Origin of the sequence: Flavobacterium glucosi (assembly GCF_048286535.1) — a bacterium.
In the GTDB taxonomy this organism is placed as follows: domain Bacteria; phylum Bacteroidota; class Bacteroidia; order Flavobacteriales; family Flavobacteriaceae; genus Flavobacterium.
Map to the genome: position 1 here is coordinate 158,110 of NZ_JBLVPK010000006.1, position 21,648 is coordinate 179,757.

Sequence of the window (21,648 nt, forward strand, 5' to 3'; positions counted from 1 at the left end):
AATGATGCAGAATCGTAGCTATTTATGTCTAAAAACTAAAATAATAGGGTGTAGTGTCCCAATTTGTTTTTTTTCTTCAAAAAATAAATGTTAAAAACAAAAAAAATAATGCTTAACATATTCCTTTTTTTACTTTTAGAGAATAATTAGAAACTATACTATGAAAAAAATCTTACTTCTACTCTATTTCAGTGTTTTATTACCCAAAACCTACGCACAAGAATACTTTCCAAATAATGAAAGTGTGCAAAACAAAAACACCAATTTTACCGCTTTCACCAATGCAAAAATTTATGTTACACCAACACAAATTATTGAAAAAGGTACATTACTAATACAAAACGGAAAAGTTATTAGTGCAGGAAATAACATCGCTATTCCTAAAAATTGCATGACAATAAACTTAGACGGGAAATCAATTTATCCTTCATTTATTGATATGTACACCAGTTTTGGAATCGAAAATCCGAAAGGAACTAACAGTACGGAAAGAAATCCTTTATATGACACCAAAAAATCAGGACATTACTGGAATGAAAGTATTCGTTCAGAAGTAAATGGATATGAGAGCTTTAAATACGACCAACATAAAGCCGAAGAATTATTAAAAGCAGGATTTGGTATTGTGGGAACTCACGTTCCTGACGGAATTGCTCGCGGATCTGGAACGCTGATTGCTTTGAATAATTTTGATAAAAGCACCCAGTTATTATCTGATAAAGTGACTAACCATTTTGCGTTTACTAAAAGTGCCACAACAAATCAAGCGTATCCAAGTTCATTGATGGGAATGATGGCATTACTGCGTCAGATGTATTTAGATTTGGATTGGTACAAAAAAGGAAACGCCACAACTAAAGATTTATCCTTAGAAGCCTTATCCAATAATGAAAAATTAGTCCAAATATTTGCTTCTGAAGACAAATTAAACAGTTTGAGAGCGTCCAAAATAGCGAAAGAATTTGGTTTAAATTACATCTTGAAAGGAAACGGAAATGAATTTGAACGAATTGAAGAAATCAAAAAAACAAATTCGAAATTTATTATTCCAATCAATTTCCCAGAAGCGTATGATGTTTCTGATCCAAACCTTGCCAATCAAATGGAATTGAAAGATTTGCGTTTTTGGAATCAAGCCCCAACCAATCTTAAAATTTTATCCGATAATGGAATTATTTTCGCTTTGACTACAGACAAGTTAAAGAAATTGGAAGATTTTAGACCAAACCTATTAAGAGCCATTAAATACGGATTTGATAAAACGAAAGCATTAGAAGCTTTGACAACTATTCCCGCTTCAATTTTAGGAAAAAGCAATGAAATAGGAAGTTTGAAAACAGGAAGTTTAGCCAATTTTATTATTGCATCCGGCGAGATTTTCAATGAAAAAACAATACTATATGAAAACTGGGTTCAAGGGAACAAATTTGTAATAAACGATATTACAATTAAAGATATTCGTGGTAACTACGATTTAACCATTAACTCTGAAAAATACAAATGGAAGATTGATGGCGAAGTTTTAGCACCAAAATCTGAAATAACAACCGTTGATAACAAAAAAATAAAATCGAAACTTACTTTTACCAATAACTGGATTTCAACGGTAATCAAACCTATTGATTCGACAAAAACCAGTTTCACAAGATTAATTGGATATGTTGAAGACAATCAGACTCTTTCCGGAAAAGCGGTTTTATTTAATGGAAATGAAGTAAAATGGTTTGCAGTAAAAACTGCTCCTTTTATACAAGCTATTGATTCCTCAAAAATTGAAAAGAACAATGCAATTATGCCTACAACATTCCCTAATGTTGCTTATGGTAATTTGAAAAAACCAACGACACAAACACTGTTATTTAAAAATGCTACCGTTTGGACCAATGAAAAAGACGGTATTTTAATAGAAACTGACGTATTGGTTAAAAACGGAAAAATTGCATCTATTGGGAAAAATATTACTGACGCTTCAGCAACTATTATTGATGCTAAAGGCAAACATTTAACCAGCGGAATTATTGATGAGCATTCTCACATTGCAATTTCTAATGGTGTAAATGAAGGCGGACACAATTCCAGTGCCGAAGTAACCATTCAAGATGTAGTAGATTCTGAAGACATCAATATATACAGAGACTTAGCCGGTGGAGTTACCACTTCTCAATTATTACACGGTTCAGCAAACCCTATTGGCGGACGTTCAGCAATTGTGAAATGGAAATGGGGTGCTTCAGCAGAAGAAATGCTATACAAAGACCAACCTGGATTTATCAAATTTGCCTTGGGAGAAAATGTAAAACAAGCCAACTGGGGAATTACTAATCCTACTCGTTTTCCTCAAACCAGAATGGGTGTGGAACAAGTTTTTACGGATTACTTCCAACGCGCTAAAGAATATGATGCTGCTTGGAAAAATTACAATGCCTCTGGTAAAAAAGCAAAAGGGAAAGCACCTAGAGTGGATTTAGAACTGCAAACATTAGCTGAGATATTAAATAAGGAGCGCTTTATTACGTGTCATTCTTATGTACAATCTGAAATTTTGATGTTGATGAATGTAGCTGATAAATTTAATTTTAAAGTAAATACGTTTACCCATATTCTTGAAGGATATAAAGTTGCCGATAAAATGAAAGAACACGGCGTAGGAGCCTCCACTTTCTCAGATTGGTGGGCTTATAAATTTGAAGTAAATGACGCCATTCCTTTCAATGGACCAATTATGCATAATGCAGGACTTGTAGTAGCCTACAACTCGGATGATGCTGAAATGTCAAGAAGATTGAATCAAGAAGCTGCAAAAGCAGTAAAATATGGTAATATTTCAGAAGAAGATGCTTGGAAATTTGTAACTCTGAATCCTGCTAAACTACTGCATATTGATGATAAAGTAGGAAGTATAAAAGTAGGTAAAGATGCTGACATTGTATTATGGAACGCTAATCCGTTATCTATTTATGCAAAAGCTGAAAAAACGTTAATCGAAGGTGTAGTGTATTATGATCTTCAAAAAGATGTAGAACAAAGAGTCGCTATTGCTAAAGAACGCAATGAATTGATTGGTCAATTATTACAAGAAAAGAATAAAGGAATGATCACTCAAGAGCCTAAAAAAACGGAAAAGAGAGAATACCACTGTGATACTTTAGAGGAATAAAAATAAAATCTAAAATTCACTGCGAGGGTTTTGCCAAGAGGCAAAGCAATTCCAAATAAAAAATACAAATATGATGAGTAAAAAAACATATCTATTGCTATTGGTATTTAGTTTATCAATACTTACAAAAGCACAACAAACACCTGCTCCCAAGCAATCAAAGTCTGTACTAATTCTTAATGCTACAGCACATTTAGGCAATGGTCAAATAATTGAGAACAGCGCCATAGGATTTGTGGACGGAAAAATTACTTTAGTTGCAGATGCTCGAGTAATCCGATTAGCCGAAGGGGCCTATGATGTTACAATTAATGCCGCAGGAAAACATGTATATCCTGGATTTATTGCTCCTAATTCAACATTGGGTTTAGTTGAAATTGACGCCGTGAAATCTTCTGATGATGAAGACGAAATTGGAACAATGAATCCCAATGTTAGAAGTATTATTGCTTACACCGCTGATTCTAAAGTAATAGAAACAGTGCGACCAAACGGGATTTTAATGGCTCAAATTACACCTCGTGGCGGAACAGTCTCTGGGTCTTCATCAATTGTTCAGCTGGATGCATGGAACTGGAATGATGCGTTGCTAAAAGAAAATGATGGAATTCATGTAAACTTCCCTGCTACTTTTAGAAGAGGTGGTTCACGATTTGAACCAGGAAACATTGAAACCAATAAGGATTATGCAAAACAAGTTATAGAATTATCTTCTTTTTTAGCCAATGCCAAAGCATATTTAGGGGATAGTTCAAAAGATCGAAATTTAGTTTTAGAGTCTACTAAAGGGTTATTTGATGGAAACCAGACTTTATATATTCATGCCAATGAAGAAAAACAAATTATAGATGCCGTGCAATTTGCCAAAGAAAATGGAGTAAAGAAGATGGTGATTGTTGGTGGATATGAAGCCTATAAAACTGCTGAATTATTACAAAAAAACAATATTGGCGTATTGCTTAGACGTGTTCATGATATGCCTGAAAATGATGATCATGATATTGATTTACCATACAAATCAGCTAAATTATTGACCGATAAAGGAGTTGTTGTAGGTTTAGAAAATAGCGGCGCCCATGAAAGAATGAACACTAGAAACCTGCCTTTTTTAGCTGGAACATGTGCTGCTTATGGACTAGACAAAGAGCAAGCTTTGCAATTAATAACATCAAATACTGCTAAAATACTAGGAATTGACGCTCAATGTGGTACCTTAGAGCAAGGAAAAGATGCTACACTATTTATTTCCGAAGGAGATGCTTTGGATATGAGAACTAATAAATTGACCAATGCTTTTATTCAAGGTAGAATGATCAGTCTGGACACCCATCAAACAAAGCTGAACGACAGATACAAAACCAAATACAATCAAAAATAAATTAAAAATGGGACTATTTAACGCCATCTTAGGCAATGCATCTGAAGTTAACATTGAAAATGTTAGGAATGAATTTGAGCCAATCTTAATTGATGGAGAAATAATTGAAAAAGCATACAAACTTATTCGTGATATGTTTATTTTCACCAATAAAAGATTGATTTTAGTCGAAAAGCAATTGGTTGGAACCAAAGTTGATTATATGTCAATCCCCTACTCCAGCATCAAAAAATTCTCTAAAGAGAGTGCTGGAATATTAGATATGGATGCTGAATTAAAAATTTGGTTAAATAATGATACTACACCAATTGTCAAACAATTTGGTAAAGGAGGGAATAACATCAATGAGGTGTATAAAATTTTAAGTCAACATCTTTTAAAATAAAGACATCATTTATTAAACTTTAATATAATTGCACCAATTGAATTCATTTCAGTTGGTGCATTTTTTTTAATGCTATTTAACTTTTAGTAGAAAAAATAAAACCCATTCGAATATAAGACCTCTAAATTCTTATAATTATTGTGCTGTAATCTCCTAAAACGATATTTTCTCTTAACCTTTCTTTAATAAATTGTAAATTTTAACTTTAAATAATATTATACCCATAATTAAATAGGGTCCAGACTAAAAAAATGACAAAAATTAAACATTAACTCATGCTTTTCAAGGGGATTGTTAATCAATTTTATATTTTTATCGAAATTTAAAACTAAAAAACAATGCGAAAAATTATTTTAAGTGTGATATTAATCACGATTTTGGTATTAACCCTTTTTTCAAATTATTTCATAATTGCCAGTCCTGCTCCAACAGAAGCTGTAAAATTTGATACTGGCGATACAGCATGGATGATCGTTGCTACTGCACTTGTATTAATAATGACACCTGGCCTTGGTTTTTTCTACGGGGGAATGGTAGGAAAAAAGAATGTTATCAGTACCATGCTTCAAAGTTTTATGGCTATGATAATTGTTACCGTTTTATGGATCGTTATCGCCTTTGGTTTATCATTTGGCCCTACAATAGGAGGAGTAATTGGTAATCCGCTACCTAATTTATTTTTTCAAGGGGTTGGCATCACTACTTCTTGGAGTCTTGCTCCAACAATCCCTTTTATGTTGTTTGCGCTATTTCAAGCAAAATTTGCAATCATTACACCTGCCTTAATAACAGGTGCTTTTGCAGAACGAATTCGTTTTTGGGCCTATTTATTATTTATGGTTTTATTTATATTACTTGTTTATACACCACTAGCACACATGACGTGGCATCCAGATGGTATTTTCTTTAAAATGGGTGTATTGGATTTTGCCGGTGGAACTGTAGTTCACATGAGTGCTGGATGGGCTGCATTAGCCGGAGCTATTTTTTTAGGAAAAAGGAAAGTTCAAAAAGTAGCCCCTGCTCATATCACTTATGTATTATTAGGTACAGGCTTATTATGGTTTGGATGGTTTGGCTTTAATGCGGGATCTGCTCTAGGATCGAATGGATTAGCGGTACAAGCACTTGGCACGACAACCATAGCGGCTGCGGCTGCGGGAATGGCTTGGGTATTTCTTGATAAAATTCTTGGACATAAACTTTCTGCGATGGGAGCTTGTATTGGTGTGGTTGTAGGTTTAGTGGCAATTACCCCTGCTGCAGGATTTGTCAGTATTCCACATGCAATGTTCATCGGTATATTTGCCAGTATTGTGAGCAATTTAGTGGTTAGAAGTTTTCATGAAGGAAAAATTGATGATGCTTTAGACGTTTTCGCCTGTCACGGTGTAGGTGGAATGGTTGGAATGCTTTTGACCGGCGTATTTGCTTCAAAAACTGTTAATGCAGCAGTAGGAGATAATCAAGGACTTATATTTGGTGATGCTACCTTATTTTTAAATCAATTAACTGCTTTAATTATCGTTTCAATATTTGCATTCTCAGCATCTTATTTCCTTTTCTTTATTGTAAACAAAATAACTCCGTTAAGAGTAAGTGAAGAAAAAGAAGAATTAGGTTTAGATATTTCTCAACACGGTGAGTTTGTGTAAATTGATGTTTAGATAAAATCAAAAAACACTCTGAAATGTCTCAGAGTGTTTTTTTTTGCTTAAATCCCAACAAATAAATTTCATTTTTTTTCCTCTTCAAATTAATTGAATGGGTTTGAGACGGTTCCTGACTCCAACTTTAGAAGCAACCCAATCTCTTCCATAATAAATTTACCCATGTAGTAACAATCATTTTATGTAGCTAATTTTGGTATTCTACACTGTAGTTATAAGGTGCGAATTCGTTTTATGGAATGATCTATTACTACCAATTACTATTGTTATCATTTTCAGAAATACTAAACAACATAAAAAAACTCCATCCCAATAAAAATTGAGATGGAGTTAATTTAAACCTTACAAGTATAATAATTTTTACTGTTTTATCAATTTCACTGTTTTTTGCTTATCGCCCTGACTAATAATTGCAATATACACACCTGCGGAAAGCTCATCTCCAAACTTGATTTCTTGGCTACCACTATTTTGAATATATTTTACCATCTTGCCTAATATATCGTATACAATTACTTCAGTTTTATCTTCAGTACCACCTTTTATATCAACAATAAAATATTGCGTAGATGGGTTTGGATATGCCGTGATAGCGAATGGTACAATTTCTGGGACTTTCGCAACAGTAATCTCTTTTGCAGTTGTATTTTTTCTCACATCATGAATAACAATTGAACCACCACCAAGCGCTGTTATTGCTTCGGCATTATCGGCAGAGCCAATCTGGTTATCGTATACAATACCTGATGCATTCCAAATTTTTATTCTAAATTTATCCGTTACACCTATTGATTTCTTATCCCCATCTATTGCTGACACCATAAAACTATAGCCTGATACTCCATTTACAGTACCTTGCCCTTTATAAATAGCTTGTGCACCAGCAATAACTAATGACATGGCATCGTGAATGCTACTCGAAAAGTTTAAATTTCCTGTTTGAAATTGAAACTCTGTATTTCCATCCACTGCAGTGCTCCCTTTTTTGTATTTAGCATTGAAACCAAAACTAGCTTTTCCACTAAGTGTCGGTATGGCGGTGTAAGCACCCGCCGGCGAGTTAATCCATCCTCCTCCAGTTACAAATCCTCCATTTGGATCGTATACAGCAAGATATGCATTTGCTGTGGCACAACTAGCACCAGCTATAGCAGTAATCTTATATACCTCAGTTGCAAGGCCAACAACAGAAAAGGTTGCTAGCCCACTACTGTTCGTTTGAGCAGTATAACTTGTAATTCCACCATTCCCATTATCAAGCGTGAATACAACTGGTATTCCAGAAAGATTTCCAGATACTGTTGATGTAACTGTTGCGCTTAAAATTGCTGAAGAACCTAATGCCACTGGTGCACTACTAGCACTTGCGTCAACATTTACACCATTTATTGTGAACAAAGCGGTTTTATAATCAATGTTATAATTTGCTAAAACACCGCTGGAACTTAATAATGCGCTGATTGTATATGTCCCTCCCGCAATTTCGCCTGCTGTTCTGTTGAACGCAGCTGTAATATTATCACTAATAATGAATCCAGCTAAAGATCCAGTGAAAGGAAAAGGATCAATCTGACCACAATATTTGCTAGCTGCATACGGTGTTACACTTGCTGTCTTTTTAGTAATGGTAAATGCAGCCGTGTTATACGTGATGTTATAATTGCTCAAGACTCCCGTTGGACTTAAAACCGCACTTATCGTGTATGGACTTCCAAGAACGGTTTCGCCCGAAGTTCTGCTGTAAGCGGCAGTAACTACATCAGCTTCTAAAAACCCAACTAAAGCTCCCGTCAAAGTTGGATCCGACGAACCATAAACTTTGGTATTTGCCATCGGTGAAACCGAAGCTGATTTTGTCGTGATCGTAAATGCAGCCGTGTTGTACGTGATGTTATAATTGCTCAAGACTCCCGATGGACTTAAAACCGCACTGATTGTATATGGACTTCCAAGAACGGTTGCGCCCGAAGTTCTGCTGTAGGTTGCTGTAATCGCGTCAGCTCCCAAGAATCCAACCAAAGTTCCTGTCAATATCGGTTCCGGTGAACCGTAAACTTTCGTATTTGCTATCGGAGAAACCGATGCCGCTTTTGCCGTGATGGTAAATGCAGCCGTGTTGTATGTAATGTCATAGTTGCTCAAAACTCCTGTTGGACTTAAAACAGCACTGATCGTGTATGGACTTCCAAGAACGGTTTCTCCAGCAGTTCTGCTGTAGGTTGCTGTAACTCCGTCTGCTCCCAAGAATCCAACCAAAGTTCCCGTCAATACCGGTTCCGGTGAACCGTAAACTTTCGTATTTGCTATCGGTGAAACCGATGCCGCTTTTGCCGTGATGGTAAATGTAGCCGTGTTGTATGTAATGTCATAGTTGCTCAAAACTCCCGCTGGACTTAAAACAGCACTGATCGTGTATGGACTTCCAAGAACGGTTTCTCCAGCAGTTCTGCTGTAGGTTGCTGTAACTCCGTCTGCTCCCAAGAATCCAACCAAAGTTCCTGTCAATATCGGTTCCGGTGAACCGTAAACTTTCGTATTTGCTATCGGAGAAACCGATGCCGCTTTTGCCGTGATGGTAAATGCAGCCGTGTTGTATGTAATGTCATAGTTGCTCAAAACTCCCGCTGGACTTAAAACCGCACTTATTGTATATGGACTTCCAAGAACGGTTTCTCCCGAAGTTCTGCTGTAGGTTGCTGTAACTCCGTCAGCTCCCAAGAAGCCAGCTAAAGTTCCTGTCAATACCGGTTCGGGTGATCCGTAAACTTTCGTATTGGCAATCGGGGAAACCGAGGCGGATTTTGTCGTGATCGTAAATAAAGCCGTATTATACGTGATGTCATAGTTGCTCAACACTCCCGCTGGACTTAAAACAGCACTGATGGTGTAGGGACTTCCAAGAACGGTTTCTCCCGAAGTTTTGCTATAAGCGGCAGTAACTCCGTCAGTTGAAAGGAACCCAACTAAAGCTCCCGTCAAAGTTGGATCCGAGGAACCATAAACTTTGTTATTTGCAATCGGTGAAACCGAGGCGGATTTTGTCGTGATCGTAAATGCAGCCGTGTTGTACGTGATGTTATAATTGCTCAAAACTCCCGCTGGACTTAGAACCGCACTTATTGTATATGGACTTCCAAGAACGGTTTCGCCCGAAGTTCTGCTGTAAGCGGCAGTAACTTCGTCTGCTGTCAAGAAGCCAGCTAAAGTTCCCGTCAATACCGGTTCGGGTGATCCGTAAACTTTCGTATTGGCTATCGGGGAAACCGATGCCGATTTTGTCGTGATCGTAAATGCAGCCGTGTTGTACGTGATGTTATAGTTGCTCAAAACTCCCGCTGGACTTAGAACCGCACTGATGGTGTAGGGACCTCCAAGAACGGTTTCTCCAGCGGTTCTGCTGTAAGAAGCCGTAACTACGTCTGCTGTCAAGAAGCCAGCTAAAGTTCCTGTCAATACCGGTTCGGGTGATCCGTAAACTTTCGTATTGGCAATCGGGGAAACCGAGGCGGATTTTGTCGTGATCGTAAATAAAGCCGTATTATACGTGATGTCATAGTTGCTCAACACTCCCGCTGGACTTAAAACAGCACTGATGGTGTAGGGACTTCCAAGAACGGTTTCTCCCGAAGTTTTGCTATAAGCGGCAGTAACTCCGTCAGTTGAAAGGAACCCAACTAAAGCTCCCGTCAAAGTTGGATCCGAGGAACCATAAACTTTGTTATTTGCAATCGGGAAAACCGATGCGGATTTTGTCGTGATCGTAAATGCAGCCGTGTTGTACGTGATGTTATAGTTGCTCAAAACTCCCGCTGGACTTAGAACCGCACTTATTGTATATGGACTTCCAAGAACGGTCTCTCCCAAAGTTCTGCTGTAAGAAGCCGTAACTCCGTCTGCTGTCAAGAAGCCAACTAAAGTTCCTGTCAATACCGGTTCGGGTGATCCGTAAACTTTCGTATTGGCAATCGGGGAAACCGAGGCGGATTTTGTCGTGATCGTAAATAAAGCCGTGTTGTACGTGATGTCATAGTTGCTCAAAACTCCCGCTGGACTTAAAACAGCACTGATGGTGTAGGGACCTCCAAGAACGGTTTCGCCCGGCGTTCTGCTGTAAGCGGCAGTAACTTCGTCAATTGAAAGGAACCCAACTAAAGCTCCCTCCAAAGTTGGATTCGGTGAACCATAAACTTTGGTATTTGCAATCGGTGAAACCGAGGCGAATTTTGTCGTGATCGTAAATAAAGCCGTGTTGTACGTGATGTCATAGTTGCTCAAAACTCCCGCTGGACTTAAAACCGCACTTATTGTATATGGACTTCCAAGAACGGTCTCTCCCAAAGTTCTGCTGTAAGCGGCAGTAACTTCGTCAGTTGAAAGGAACCCAACTAAAGCTCCCTCCAAAGTTGGATTCGGCGAACCATAAACTTTGGTATTTGCAATCGGTGAAACCGAGGCGGATTTTGTCGTGATCGTAAATGCAGCCGTGTTGTACGTGATGTTATAGTTGCTCAAAACTCCCGCTGGACTTAGAACCGCACTTATTGTATATGGACTTCCAAGAACGGTTTCGCCCGAAGTTCTGCTGTAAGCGGCAGTAACTACATCAGCTTCTAAGAATCCAACTAAAGCTCCCGTCAAAGTTGAATCCAACGAACCATAAACTTTGGTATTTGCAATCGGTGAAACCGAGGCGGCTTTTGTCGTGATCGTAAATAAAGCCGTGTTGTACGTGATGTCATAGTTGCTCAAAACTCCCGCTGGACTTAAAACAGCACTGATGGTGTAGGGACCTCCAAGAACGGTTTCGCCCGACGTTCTGCTGTAAGCGGCAGTAACTTCGTCAATTGAAAGGAACCCAACTAAAGCTCCCTCCAAAGTTGGATTCGGTGAACCATAAACTTTGGTATTTGCAATCGGTGAAACCGAGGCGAATTTTGTCGTGATCGTAAATAAAGCCGTGTTGTACGTGATGTCATAGTTGCTCAAGACTCCCGCTGGACTTAAAACCGCACTTATTGTATATGGACTTCCAAGAACGGTCTCTCCCAAAGTTCTGCTGTAAGCGGCAGTAACTTCGTCAGTTGAAAGGAACCCAACTAAAGCTCCCTCCAAAGTTGGATTCGGCGAACCATAAACTTTGGTATTTGCCATCGGTGAAACCGAGGCGGATTTTGTCGTGATCGTAAATGCAGCCGTGTTGTACGTGATGTTATAATTGCTCAAAACTCCCGCTGGACTTAGAACCGCACTGATGGTGTAGGGACCTCCAAGAACGGTTTCGCCCGAAGTTCTGCTGTAAGCGGCAGTAACTACGTCTGCTGTCAAGAAGCCAGCTAAAGTTCCTGTCAATACCGGTTCGGGTGATCCGTAAACTTTCGTATTGGCAATCGGGGAAACCGAGGCGGATTTTGTCGTGATCGTAAATAAAGCCGTATTATACGTGATGTCATAGTTGCTCAACACTCCCGCTGGACTTAAAACAGCACTGATGGTGTAGGGACTTCCAAGAACGGTTTCTCCCGAAGTTTTGCTATAAGCGGCAGTAACTCCGTCAGTTGAAAGGAACCCAACTAAAGCTCCCGTCAAAGTTGGATCCGAGGAACCATAAACTTTGTTATTTGCAATCGGTGAAACCGAGGCGGATTTTGTCGTGATCGTAAATGCAGCCGTGTTGTACGTGATCTCATAGTTGCTCAAGACTCCCGCTGGACTTAAAACAGCACTGATGGTGTAGGGACCTCCAAGAACGGTTTCGCCCGAAGTTCTGCTGTAAGCGGCAGTAACTTCGTCAGTTGAAAGGAACCCAACTAAAGCTCCCTCCAAAGTTGGATTCGGCGAACCATAAACTTTGGTATTTGCAATCGGTGAAACCGAGGCGGATTTTGTCGTGATCGTAAATGCAGCCGTGTTGTACGTGATGTTATAATTGCTCAAAACTCCCGCTGGACTTAAAACCGCACTTATTGTATATGGACTTCCAAGAACGGTTTCTCCCAAAGTTCTGCTGTAAGCGGCAGTAACTTCGTCAGTTGAAAGGAACCCAACTAAAGCTCCCGTCAATACCGGTTCGGGTGATCCGTAAACTTTCGTATTGGCTATCGGGGAAACCGAGGCGGCTTTTGTGGTGATTGTAAATGTAGCCGTATTATACGTGATGTCATAGTTGCTCAACACTCCCGCTGGACTTAAAACAGCACTGATGGTGTAGGGACCTCCAAGAACGGTATCTCCAGCGGTTCTGCTGTAAGCGGCAGTAACTTCGTCAGTTGAAAGGAACCCAACTAAAGCTCCCGTCAAAGTTGGATTCGGCGAACCATAAACTTTGGTATTTGCAATCGGTGAAACCGAGGCGGATTTTGTCGTGATCGTAAATGCAGCCGTGTTGTACGTGATGTTATAATTGCTCAAGACTCCCGCTGGACTTAAAACCGCACTGATTGTATATGGACTTCCAAGAACGGTTTCTCCCGAAGTTCTGCTGTAAGCGGCAGTAACTCCATCAGCTTCTAAGAATCCAACTAAAGCTCCCGTCAAAGTTGGATTCGGCGAACCATAAACTTTGGTATTTGCAATCGGTGAAACCGAAGCGGATTTTTTAGTTATTGTTACAGACACTGGTATTCTAGTTGTACTTACACAACCAGTAGTAGTATTTTTAGCTTCTGCATAAGCCGAATATATACCAGCATTTGTTCCCGTTGGAGCACTCGTCATAATTCCCCCTGATGCCGCAGTGTACCAGTCAGTAGTTTCACCGACATTGGTGATAGCTGATCCAGTATGAGATGCACCATCATAAACTCCAGTGTAATTTACAGCTACTGGTGCTGCCGGTACTGCAAGAACATTTACAGTTTTATTCACCGCCCTACTGCAACCACTAGTTGCGTCAGTTACAGTATAACTGATCAAAACAGCACCTACAGAGATGCCCGCAACTAGTCCTGACGAACTTACTGTAGCAATTGCACTATTTGCACTACTCCAACTACCTCCACTAGATGTATTACCTAACTGTATAGCAGAACCCACACAAACGTTTGTCGTTCCACCAGGTGATATAGGAGTGACTGTAGGCAAAGGGTTAACCACATAAATCAATTTATTCGATTCGGCAGAACAAGCGACTCCATTGACTGTTGAAGTTACAATTCTCTTAAAAGAAGTAGTCACTGTTAATTCAGGAGGATTGTTTTGATCGGATGTAGCACCAGAAACTATTGTCCAGCTTGCTCCCCCGTCAGTACTTTGCTGCCAAGCATAGGTTAGAACCCCTGAACCATTAGAAGCTGTTGTAGAAGTAGTACCAGGATCTAATGTTCCACAGCCCGGACCGGGTTGCGTTGCTCCTTTGGCTATTACTCCAGAGTTTATTCCGTTTATTACAACATCAATTTTTGCTCTCGAACTTTCACAACCTATTGTTTGGCTTACATAATAACTTAAAGTACCAGATGAAGCGGTAGATGGTGTCGGTGCACTACCACTTCCTGTTCCTCCATTTGCAACTGTATACCATAATAAATTACTACCTGTTGCTGTTAAGGGAATTGCAGTTGTTCCTTGGCAATACGTTATAGGACTAGATATTGTTGGAGCGGAAGGTGGTGTACAAGTAACATAATTTGCAGTAAAATCTATAGTACCATTTTTACCTACGACACAAATTTCATATGGCTTACTACTATCTGGAGTTGTAAAAGCTTCATTTGTAGTCCATGAACTAAAAACCTGATTAAGACTATTTAATTGAGTAGCCTTAACAAATGATGATTGACTACCATTGGCAGCAGCAACTGTCACTCCCGGATTTGCAGTAGTAACACTTGTAATTATTACTGAACCAAAACTTCCACCACATGCAAGTGTAGTGTGATTATAAGCCGAAACAGAAATACTTCCTGAATTTGTTTGCAATCTAATATTTCCATCCGTAAAATTCCTTGTTGCAACCTGCCCTGAGGTTTGCCCAGTTGCTGTTAACAAAAAGGCTACTCCAATATGATTGATTTTTATTAAAAATTGATTATTATAAATAGTACCGTTGGAATCTGCCACAGCGGTCAAATCATGCGAAAGCAGACATGTTTCCGGTTTGGGAGTTTCATCAAAATGAAGTGTTACAGTTTCGCCCGGTGTCCACCCTGTTCCTGTGATAATTACGTATTCGCCTGGAGCATAATCATCTTTGTCCGTTGTGACCGTAGCCTGCCCGAGAGCAACGCTTGTAAAAAACAAATTTGCAACAAGAAAAACAATGGTTTGAAAATGTGATTTGAGTAGAAATGTTTTCATATTTATTGAATTTAAATAATAAAATAACGAATACTATAAGTAGAACCAACAGAATAAAATCATCATTAATTTTAAGTCTTTTTAATAAAAAAAATTATTACAATTGTCTAATTTCCATAAACTTAAATACTAAATTATATAATTAAGAATACATTAATCTTATTTTTAATACATTTTCGATTAAAGGAATAAAAAAAACTACCAACTACATATTTTATCTTTTTTTAAGAGAAATAAAAAATAGAATTCAAAAAAAAATAACTTTTAATTGCTATTTTAATGAATTAAATTTCACAAAACCAATTGAACAAAACCTCTTAAGGGCCATAAATAAAAAAGAGGCTGTCTATTACAGACAGCCTCTTTTGAGTTTTGATATTCACACTAATTTTTATTTTAAAACAGTAAACTCAATTTTTGAATCATTATAAATTCTATGGGTTTGTTTCTTGAAATCTTCTGGTTTAGCATAAAATATATTATCCACAAACGTTTGCGGATTCAAATCAATAAATGGAAACCATGTACTTTGAACCTGAATCTGGATTTTATGTCCTTTTTTGAACGTGTGAAAAACATCTTGTAACTTAATATTTACTGCAGTTTTCTCATTGGCAACAAAAGGATCTGGTTTTGAAAAACTATTTCTAAAACGTCCTCTCATCACCTCGCTGCGCACCATCATGTGGTAATTACTCATCTTTAAATAAGGAGCAACTTCTTTTGTTTCCGGTTCATCACTAGGGAAAACATCAACCACTTTAACGATCCAATCCGCATCCGTTCCTGTAGTAGAAACTTGCAATTTAGCCAATATTTCACCAGCCAACGTAGTATCATCACTTAATACTTCCGTTTCAAAAACCAGCACATCTGGACGTCTAGCAGCAAAACGCTGATCATCCGTCATGTATTTTCTTGGTGTAAGCCCTTGTTGTTTAATATCCTCTGAATAAGGAACTGGTTTTTTAGGATCACTTACAAATTCCTCAAAAGCAAAATTCTTTTTTGCCATTTTTGTCAATCGATTGTCTTGTAAAAAGAAATCTTGTTTTTCAGTATTTTGTGGAGGCCACGAATCATAAGTTTTCCATTCTTTAGCACCTGAATCAAAAACATAGGCTTCGGGTAATTTATTTTCTCCTTTCCCATTATTTTTCAAAAAATGGCGGAAAAAATTAGCTTCAATGTTTTTTTGATAAAAACCAGAAATACTGTCTCCAAAATTAATATTCCCAATCACTTGTTTTGCAGAATTTCTAGCCCAATCGCCGTGGCTCCATGGTCCCATCACGATTGTATTGTAATTTTTACTACTTTTTTCTATAGTACTATACGTGTTTAAAGGCCCATATAAATCTTCGGCATCAAACCAACCTCCTACTGTCATTACAGCTGGTTTTATGTTTTTCAAATGTTGTAAAATTCCACGTTTTTGCCAAAAATCATCGTAACTGGAATGGTCTTTCAGCTGTTGCCAAAATTCATCTTCTTTACCATAATACTTATCTAAATTGGATAATGGTCCTGCATCCAAGAAAAATTGGTAATCATCATTTGTTCCTGTATTCGTGAATTTATACCACGGTTCAGTAGTACGTTTTGTTTTTTGAGGTCCAAATAATGGTGTTACTTTCCAATAGCTCAACAAATAAGCGCCATTATGATGAAAATCATCAAAAAAGAAATCAGCAATACAGGCTTGAGGTGAAACCGCTTTTAATGCAGGATGATTGCTTAACAAAGAATAGGTTGCATAAAATCCAGGGTAAGAAATCCCCCAAGTTCCAACATTTCCGTTATTATTTGCTACATTTTTAACCAGCCAGTCAATCGTGTCATACGTATCCGAAGCCTCATCAGTATCTTTCTTCCCTTTTTTATTTGGAATAAACCCACGCATGTTGTCATATAAACCATCACTCATGAACCTTCCTCGAACATCTTGATAAACTACAATATATCCCTCTTTCATCATGGTTTCACTTGGAGAAATACTTTTTTTAAACTGATTTTCTCCATAAGGCCCTGAATTATAAGGCGTTCTTTGCATTATAATTGGATATTTTTTTGAAACATCTTTTGGGGTGTAAATAGAAGTAAACAACTCTGCACCATCGCGCATTTTAATATGCACTTCTTTTTTGGTGTAATTATCAGCAACATAATTTGGTACTTTATCTTGGGCAAAAAGAATTGCACCAATAAAAAAAAGAGAAATACTTAGTAATTTTTTCATGAATTTTTTAATTAAAATAGTTTTTAAAGATAAAAATTCTGTCCGAATATAGTACTCTTTCACTTGCTTTTTTAAAACATTAATCTCAAATTATTATAAAATTAAAAATTTCAACTTATACTTTTTTAGATAAAATAGAGGCGTTTATTCCTTTTTTTAATCCTATTTCCTATTCCTATATAATCCAAAAACAAAAATTAATTCTTCTTTGAAAACTAATAATTAATCTTGTTTAATGATTAACCGTTTCTTTTTTTTAGCCTACAAAAAGTGTGTTGAAATTATTAATTTAATGATAAAAAATAGAATTCACGACTTTTAATTGGAATTTTTCAATAAAATTAACCTATATTTGCGAAACACTCATCAATACGTTGCGATTAATTGAAGTTCATTTTACGAACTTTTAATCATAAACTAAGATTCCTTATTTTAGAAATCATTCTAAAAAAAATTATCTTTTTAGCAGTTTACTGCCTCTTGTGCCTTTTGGAAAAATTCCATTTACAGGCTTTTAAATAATCGAAAAAATTAAACTGTTTGATTTTCTATTCAGAAAAACTAATATGCTAATTGCACCTAATATTTAACACTAAAATACTTTGAAATGGAGTTCAAACAAATTAATGCTATTACTGGAGAAGATTCCATTTATACCAATCAAATTGTAACACTATTCCTTAATACTCATTTAGAACAATATGGAGACACTATTGAAGACATTCAAAAATGCATTGATTATGTCATGAATCCTGCCAAAGGAGGAAATATTCTAGTGGGAATCGAAGAACAAAAAATCGTAGGGGTAGTGATTTTAAACAACACGGGGATGAAAGATTTTATTCCCGAAAATATTTTGGTATACATTGCCGTGGACAACAGCCAACGCGGAAAAGGGTTTGGAAAACAATTGATGCAAAAAGCAATATCGATTGCCGAAGGAAATATTGCACTGCATGTAGAACCCGATAATCCTGCCAAAAAACTATATGAAAAACTAGGCTTTACAAATAAATATTTGGAAATGCGCCTCATAAAATAGTCCAAAATGGAAAATTTAAACCAGTTTACCGATTCACTTGTGCAGTTACGAAAGGAATTACACAAACATCCAGAGGTTTCAGGTAAAGAAATTCAAACGGCCAAACGCGTTATTTCTTTTCTCGAAAATCACCCTCCTGATGAATTGATTACCGGAATAGGAACAACTGGCGTAGTCGCAATTTACAAAGGAGAAAAAGCCGGAAAAACAGTATTATTTAGATGCGAACTGGATGCTTTGCCAATTGAAGAAAGCAATAATTTTGAACATCGCTCACTAATTAATGGTGTTTCACACAAATGCGGACACGATGGTCACATGGCTATTCTCTGTGGTTTGGCTGCTGCATTGCATCAAAACAAACCGGAATCAGGTACTGTCATTTTATTATTTCAACCAGCTGAGGAAGATGGCTGTGGTGCTCAAAAAGTATTATCAGATCCCAAATTTACTTCCATTCAGCCCGATTATGTATTTGCGCTACACAATTTACCAGGATTTCCAATACATCAAATTGTAGTAAAAAACGAAACTTTTACCTGTGCCGTAAATAGTATTATAATACAATTAAAAGGCAAAACCGCTCATGCAGGTGAACCCGAAAAAGGAATTAATCCTGCCTTGGCAATAGCCACTATTATTAATCAATTCAACGCTAATATTCAGGTAGATAGTACCAAAGAGAACTACTGCCTGATTACCCCCATTTATACTAAAATAGGCAAGAAAGCCTATGGCGTATCAGCTGGTTCAGGAGAAATTCATTTTACTGTACGCAGTGACAGTAATTTGCAAATGAGAAAAACCGAAGTGACTTTAGAAAATTTAGCAAAATCAATCGCAAAAGAATATCAGCTGAAGTGTAAAACCCGATGGACACAAGGTTTTGAAGCTAATGAGAATGATGAAACAGCTGTAGCGACCATCAAAAAGGCCGCAAAAATTAATAATTTTGAAGTATTTGAAAAAGAAAAACCATTTACTTGGGGTGAAGATTTTGGCTTGTTTACACAACACTATCCCGGCGCCATGTTTGGACTGGGTTCAGGAATACACACACCGGCTTTACACAATCCTGATTATGATTTTCCAGATGAAATTATTGCAACTGGAGTAGCTATTTTTCATCAAATCAGTAAACAAATTACAAATGCACACTAATTCACTTATCGAGCTTGATCGCTCCGCGTATCAAAAAAATATTAATTTTTTAAAAAATACTTTTGGAAAAAAAGTACTGGTTTCCTCTGTTGTAAAAGGAAATGCTTATGGTCATGGAGTACAGCCGTTTGTGGCTATGGCATTTCAATGTGGCGTAACTCATTTTTCTGTTTTTGATGTTCAGGAAGCTAAAGTCGTAAAAGCAACACTACAGGACAAAGCAACTATTCTGGTTATGGGACTCGTTCAGGATGAAGATATGGAATGGGTAATAAAAAACGATATTGAATTCTTTATTTTTGATAAAAGCCGCCTTACGATAGCTATGAAAACCGCTAAAAAACTCGATAAAAAGGCAACTTTGCATATTGAAGTAGAAACGGGAATGAACCGAACTGGTTTTGAAAAAAATGAACTGAATACTGTGATTGCTTTTTTAAAGAAACACGTACAACATCTTAATTTCAAAGGACTTTGTACTCATTATGCCGGAGCCGAAAGTATCGCTAATTATTACAGGGTGGAGCAGCAAATCAAGAAGTTTGAAGAAATATACTCCTTTTTTTGTAAAAACGACTTAAAGCCTGAGATTAGACATTCAGCATGTTCTGCAGCATCCATCATGTTTCCGCAAACCAGAATGGATATGGTGCGCATTGGAATAATGCAATACGGATTGTGGCCCAGTCCAGAAGTATTTGTTACGTATCTCAATTCTAAAAAGAATAAAACAGATCCACTGCAGCGCGTTATCACTTGGAAAAGTGCAATAATGAGTGTTAAAAAAGTAAATATTGGTGATTTTATAGGATATGGAACCAGTTTTATGGCCAAAAGGAAAATGAAAATCGCAGTGATACCTATAGGATATTGCCACGGATACAGTCGTTCTTTAAGTAACCAAGGCCGTGTTCTTATCCACGGACAACGTTGTGTTGTAGTGGGTTCCGTAAACATGAACATGATGACCGTCGATATTACTGATATTGAGATGGCAAAAAAAGAAGACGAAGTGGTGCTGATCGGCACACAAAAAGAACTTTCTGTTTCTGTCGCTTCCTTTAGTGATTTCAGTAATCAACTCAATTATGAATTATTAACTCGGATTTCTAAAGCAATTCCACGTAAAATTATAGAATAATGGCCTTTATAAAATTATACCGAAAAAAATTACAGGAAAATTATCAATTTTTAGACCAAACATTTAAATCAAGAAATATCCAATGGGGGGTAGTTTCAAAACTCTTATGCGGAAATAAAATTTATCTCAAAGAAATCATCGCCTTAGGAGTCCGGGAAATTCATGATTCCAGAGTGAGCAATTTGAAAAAAATTAAAGCACTGGATCCGGAAATTCAAACCGTTTATATAAAACCCCCGGCAAAACGAAGTATTGAAAGTATAGTGCGTTATGCCGATATTAGTTTTAACACTGAAATCTATACGATTCAATTACTTTCGGAGGAAGCTGTAAAACAAAACAAAACGCATAAAATCATCATCATGATTGAAATGGGTGATCTTCGGGAAGGCGTTATGGGAGAAGAGTTAATAGACTTTTACGGTACCATTTTAAAAATGCCTAACATAGAAATATCAGGTATTGGGACTAATCTTAATTGTCTTAGTGGTGTAATGCCAACCCAGGATAAACTAATTCAATTGAGTTTATATAAACAATTAATAGAGGCAAAATTTAACATTAGTATTCCATTCGTCTCTGGTGGAACCTCTGTTGCGATTCCTTTACTATTGAAAAATGCCCGACCAATGGCTGTGAGTCATTTTCGAATAGGAGAAGCACTCTTTTTTGGCAAAGATTTGTTTACAGGAAATACCATCGAAGGAATGCACAATGATGTTTTTAAATTATATGCTGAAATTATCGAAATTACTGAAAAGCCAAAAACACCAACGGGTGAATTAGGCGAGAATGTTGCCGGAAATTCCTTTTCAATAAATGAGGTTACTGATTTAGGAATTACTTCCCTGAGAGCCATTCTAGACATCGGTTTATTAGATATGCAACCCCAATACATCGAATCTGACGATATTGACATTACTATTGTAGATGCAAGTTCTGACATGCTGGTTATTGACATTTCTAATTCTAAAAAGACCTACAAAATTGGTGATTTAGTCGCTTTTCAAATACGATATATGGGCGCTTTGTATCTTTTAAATTCTGATTATATCGAAAAAATAATCGAATAAAACTCACATTACTTCCCACCTTGAGCAAAATACCCCTAATACTGTGGATTATATTCCGCCACTATTACTAAATAAAAATTGCACTAATCTCCAGCAATTGATTTGTG

Annotated in this window: 10 protein-coding genes; 8 read left to right on the plus strand and 2 right to left on the minus strand. The window is 37.2% G+C overall.

Annotated elements, in window-relative coordinates:
• Positions 1–160: 160 nt before the first annotated feature.
• The 4 genes from ACNQGD_RS12420 to ACNQGD_RS12435 all read left to right on the plus strand — a co-directional run bounded on the left by ACNQGD_RS12420 (position 161) and on the right by ACNQGD_RS12435 (position 6,575).
• A complete protein-coding gene (locus ACNQGD_RS12420) occupies positions 161–3,157 on the plus strand; it encodes an amidohydrolase family protein (RefSeq protein ID WP_417999508.1) in 2,997 nt (998 codons plus the stop codon).
• Between the two features lie 73 nt (positions 3,158–3,230).
• The gene (locus tag ACNQGD_RS12425; RefSeq protein WP_417972556.1) at positions 3,231–4,535 is read left to right on the plus strand and encodes an amidohydrolase family protein; all 1,305 of its coding nucleotides are present in this window, start codon (positions 3,231–3,233) and stop codon (positions 4,533–4,535) included.
• A 7-nt stretch (positions 4,536–4,542) separates the two neighbouring features.
• Positions 4,543–4,920, plus strand: coding sequence for a PH domain-containing protein (locus ACNQGD_RS12430; protein WP_417999509.1), 378 nt, complete (start codon positions 4,543–4,545; stop codon positions 4,918–4,920).
• Between the two features lie 338 nt (positions 4,921–5,258).
• Positions 5,259–6,575: an ammonium transporter gene (locus ACNQGD_RS12435; protein WP_417999510.1), complete on the plus strand. Its 1,317-nt coding sequence runs from the start codon at positions 5,259–5,261 to the stop codon at positions 6,573–6,575.
• 375 nt (positions 6,576–6,950) lie between these two features.
• Here ACNQGD_RS12435 and ACNQGD_RS12440 read toward each other — a convergent pair whose 3' ends face one another.
• On the minus strand, positions 6,951–14,885 hold the full coding sequence (locus tag ACNQGD_RS12440) for an MBG domain-containing protein (RefSeq protein WP_417999511.1): 7,935 nt from the start codon (positions 14,883–14,885) through the stop codon (positions 6,951–6,953).
• Between the two features lie 391 nt (positions 14,886–15,276).
• The gene (locus ACNQGD_RS12445) at positions 15,277–17,124 is read right to left on the minus strand and encodes a CocE/NonD family hydrolase (protein WP_417999512.1); all 1,848 of its coding nucleotides are present in this window, start codon (positions 17,122–17,124) and stop codon (positions 15,277–15,279) included.
• Between the two features lie 607 nt (positions 17,125–17,731).
• Between ACNQGD_RS12445 and ACNQGD_RS12450 the strand changes: the two genes are divergently transcribed.
• From ACNQGD_RS12450 to ACNQGD_RS12465, 4 genes are read left to right on the plus strand one after another with little or no spacing between them, the layout of a single operon-like run.
• A complete protein-coding gene (locus tag ACNQGD_RS12450; RefSeq protein WP_417999513.1) occupies positions 17,732–18,166 on the plus strand; it encodes a GNAT family N-acetyltransferase in 435 nt (144 codons plus the stop codon).
• A 6-nt stretch (positions 18,167–18,172) separates the two neighbouring features.
• On the plus strand, positions 18,173–19,327 hold the full coding sequence (locus tag ACNQGD_RS12455; RefSeq protein WP_417999514.1) for an amidohydrolase: 1,155 nt from the start codon (positions 18,173–18,175) through the stop codon (positions 19,325–19,327).
• Complete coding sequence (alr, locus tag ACNQGD_RS12460) at positions 19,317–20,468, plus strand: alanine racemase (RefSeq protein ID WP_417999515.1); 1,152 nt, start codon at positions 19,317–19,319, stop codon at positions 20,466–20,468. The genes ACNQGD_RS12455 and alr overlap by 11 nt, the downstream gene beginning before the upstream one ends.
• The gene (locus ACNQGD_RS12465; protein ID WP_417999516.1) at positions 20,468–21,541 is read left to right on the plus strand and encodes an alanine/ornithine racemase family PLP-dependent enzyme; all 1,074 of its coding nucleotides are present in this window, start codon (positions 20,468–20,470) and stop codon (positions 21,539–21,541) included. The genes alr and ACNQGD_RS12465 overlap by 1 nt, the downstream gene beginning before the upstream one ends.
• Positions 21,542–21,648: the final 107 nt, after the last annotated feature.

What these genes read in the sequence shown, in the direction of transcription:
- ACNQGD_RS12435 (WP_417999510.1), top strand. Translation starts at nt 5,259, where the DNA reads ATGCGAAAAATTATTTTAAGTGTGATATTAATCACGATTTTGGTATTA.
- ACNQGD_RS12420 (WP_417999508.1), top strand. Translation starts at nt 161, where the DNA reads ATGAAAAAAATCTTACTTCTACTCTATTTCAGTGTTTTATTACCCAAA.
- alr (WP_417999515.1), top strand. Translation starts at nt 19,317, where the DNA reads ATGCACACTAATTCACTTATCGAGCTTGATCGCTCCGCGTATCAAAAA.
- ACNQGD_RS12450 (WP_417999513.1), top strand. Translation starts at nt 17,732, where the DNA reads ATGGAGTTCAAACAAATTAATGCTATTACTGGAGAAGATTCCATTTAT.
- ACNQGD_RS12445 (WP_417999512.1), bottom strand. Translation starts at nt 17,124, where the DNA reads ATGAAAAAATTACTAAGTATTTCTCTTTTTTTTATTGGTGCAATTCTT.
- ACNQGD_RS12465 (WP_417999516.1), top strand. Translation starts at nt 20,468, where the DNA reads ATGGCCTTTATAAAATTATACCGAAAAAAATTACAGGAAAATTATCAA.
- ACNQGD_RS12440 (WP_417999511.1), bottom strand. Translation starts at nt 14,885, where the DNA reads ATGAAAACATTTCTACTCAAATCACATTTTCAAACCATTGTTTTTCTT.
- ACNQGD_RS12425 (WP_417972556.1), top strand. Translation starts at nt 3,231, where the DNA reads ATGAGTAAAAAAACATATCTATTGCTATTGGTATTTAGTTTATCAATA.
- ACNQGD_RS12455 (WP_417999514.1), top strand. Translation starts at nt 18,173, where the DNA reads ATGGAAAATTTAAACCAGTTTACCGATTCACTTGTGCAGTTACGAAAG.
- ACNQGD_RS12430 (WP_417999509.1), top strand. Translation starts at nt 4,543, where the DNA reads ATGGGACTATTTAACGCCATCTTAGGCAATGCATCTGAAGTTAACATT.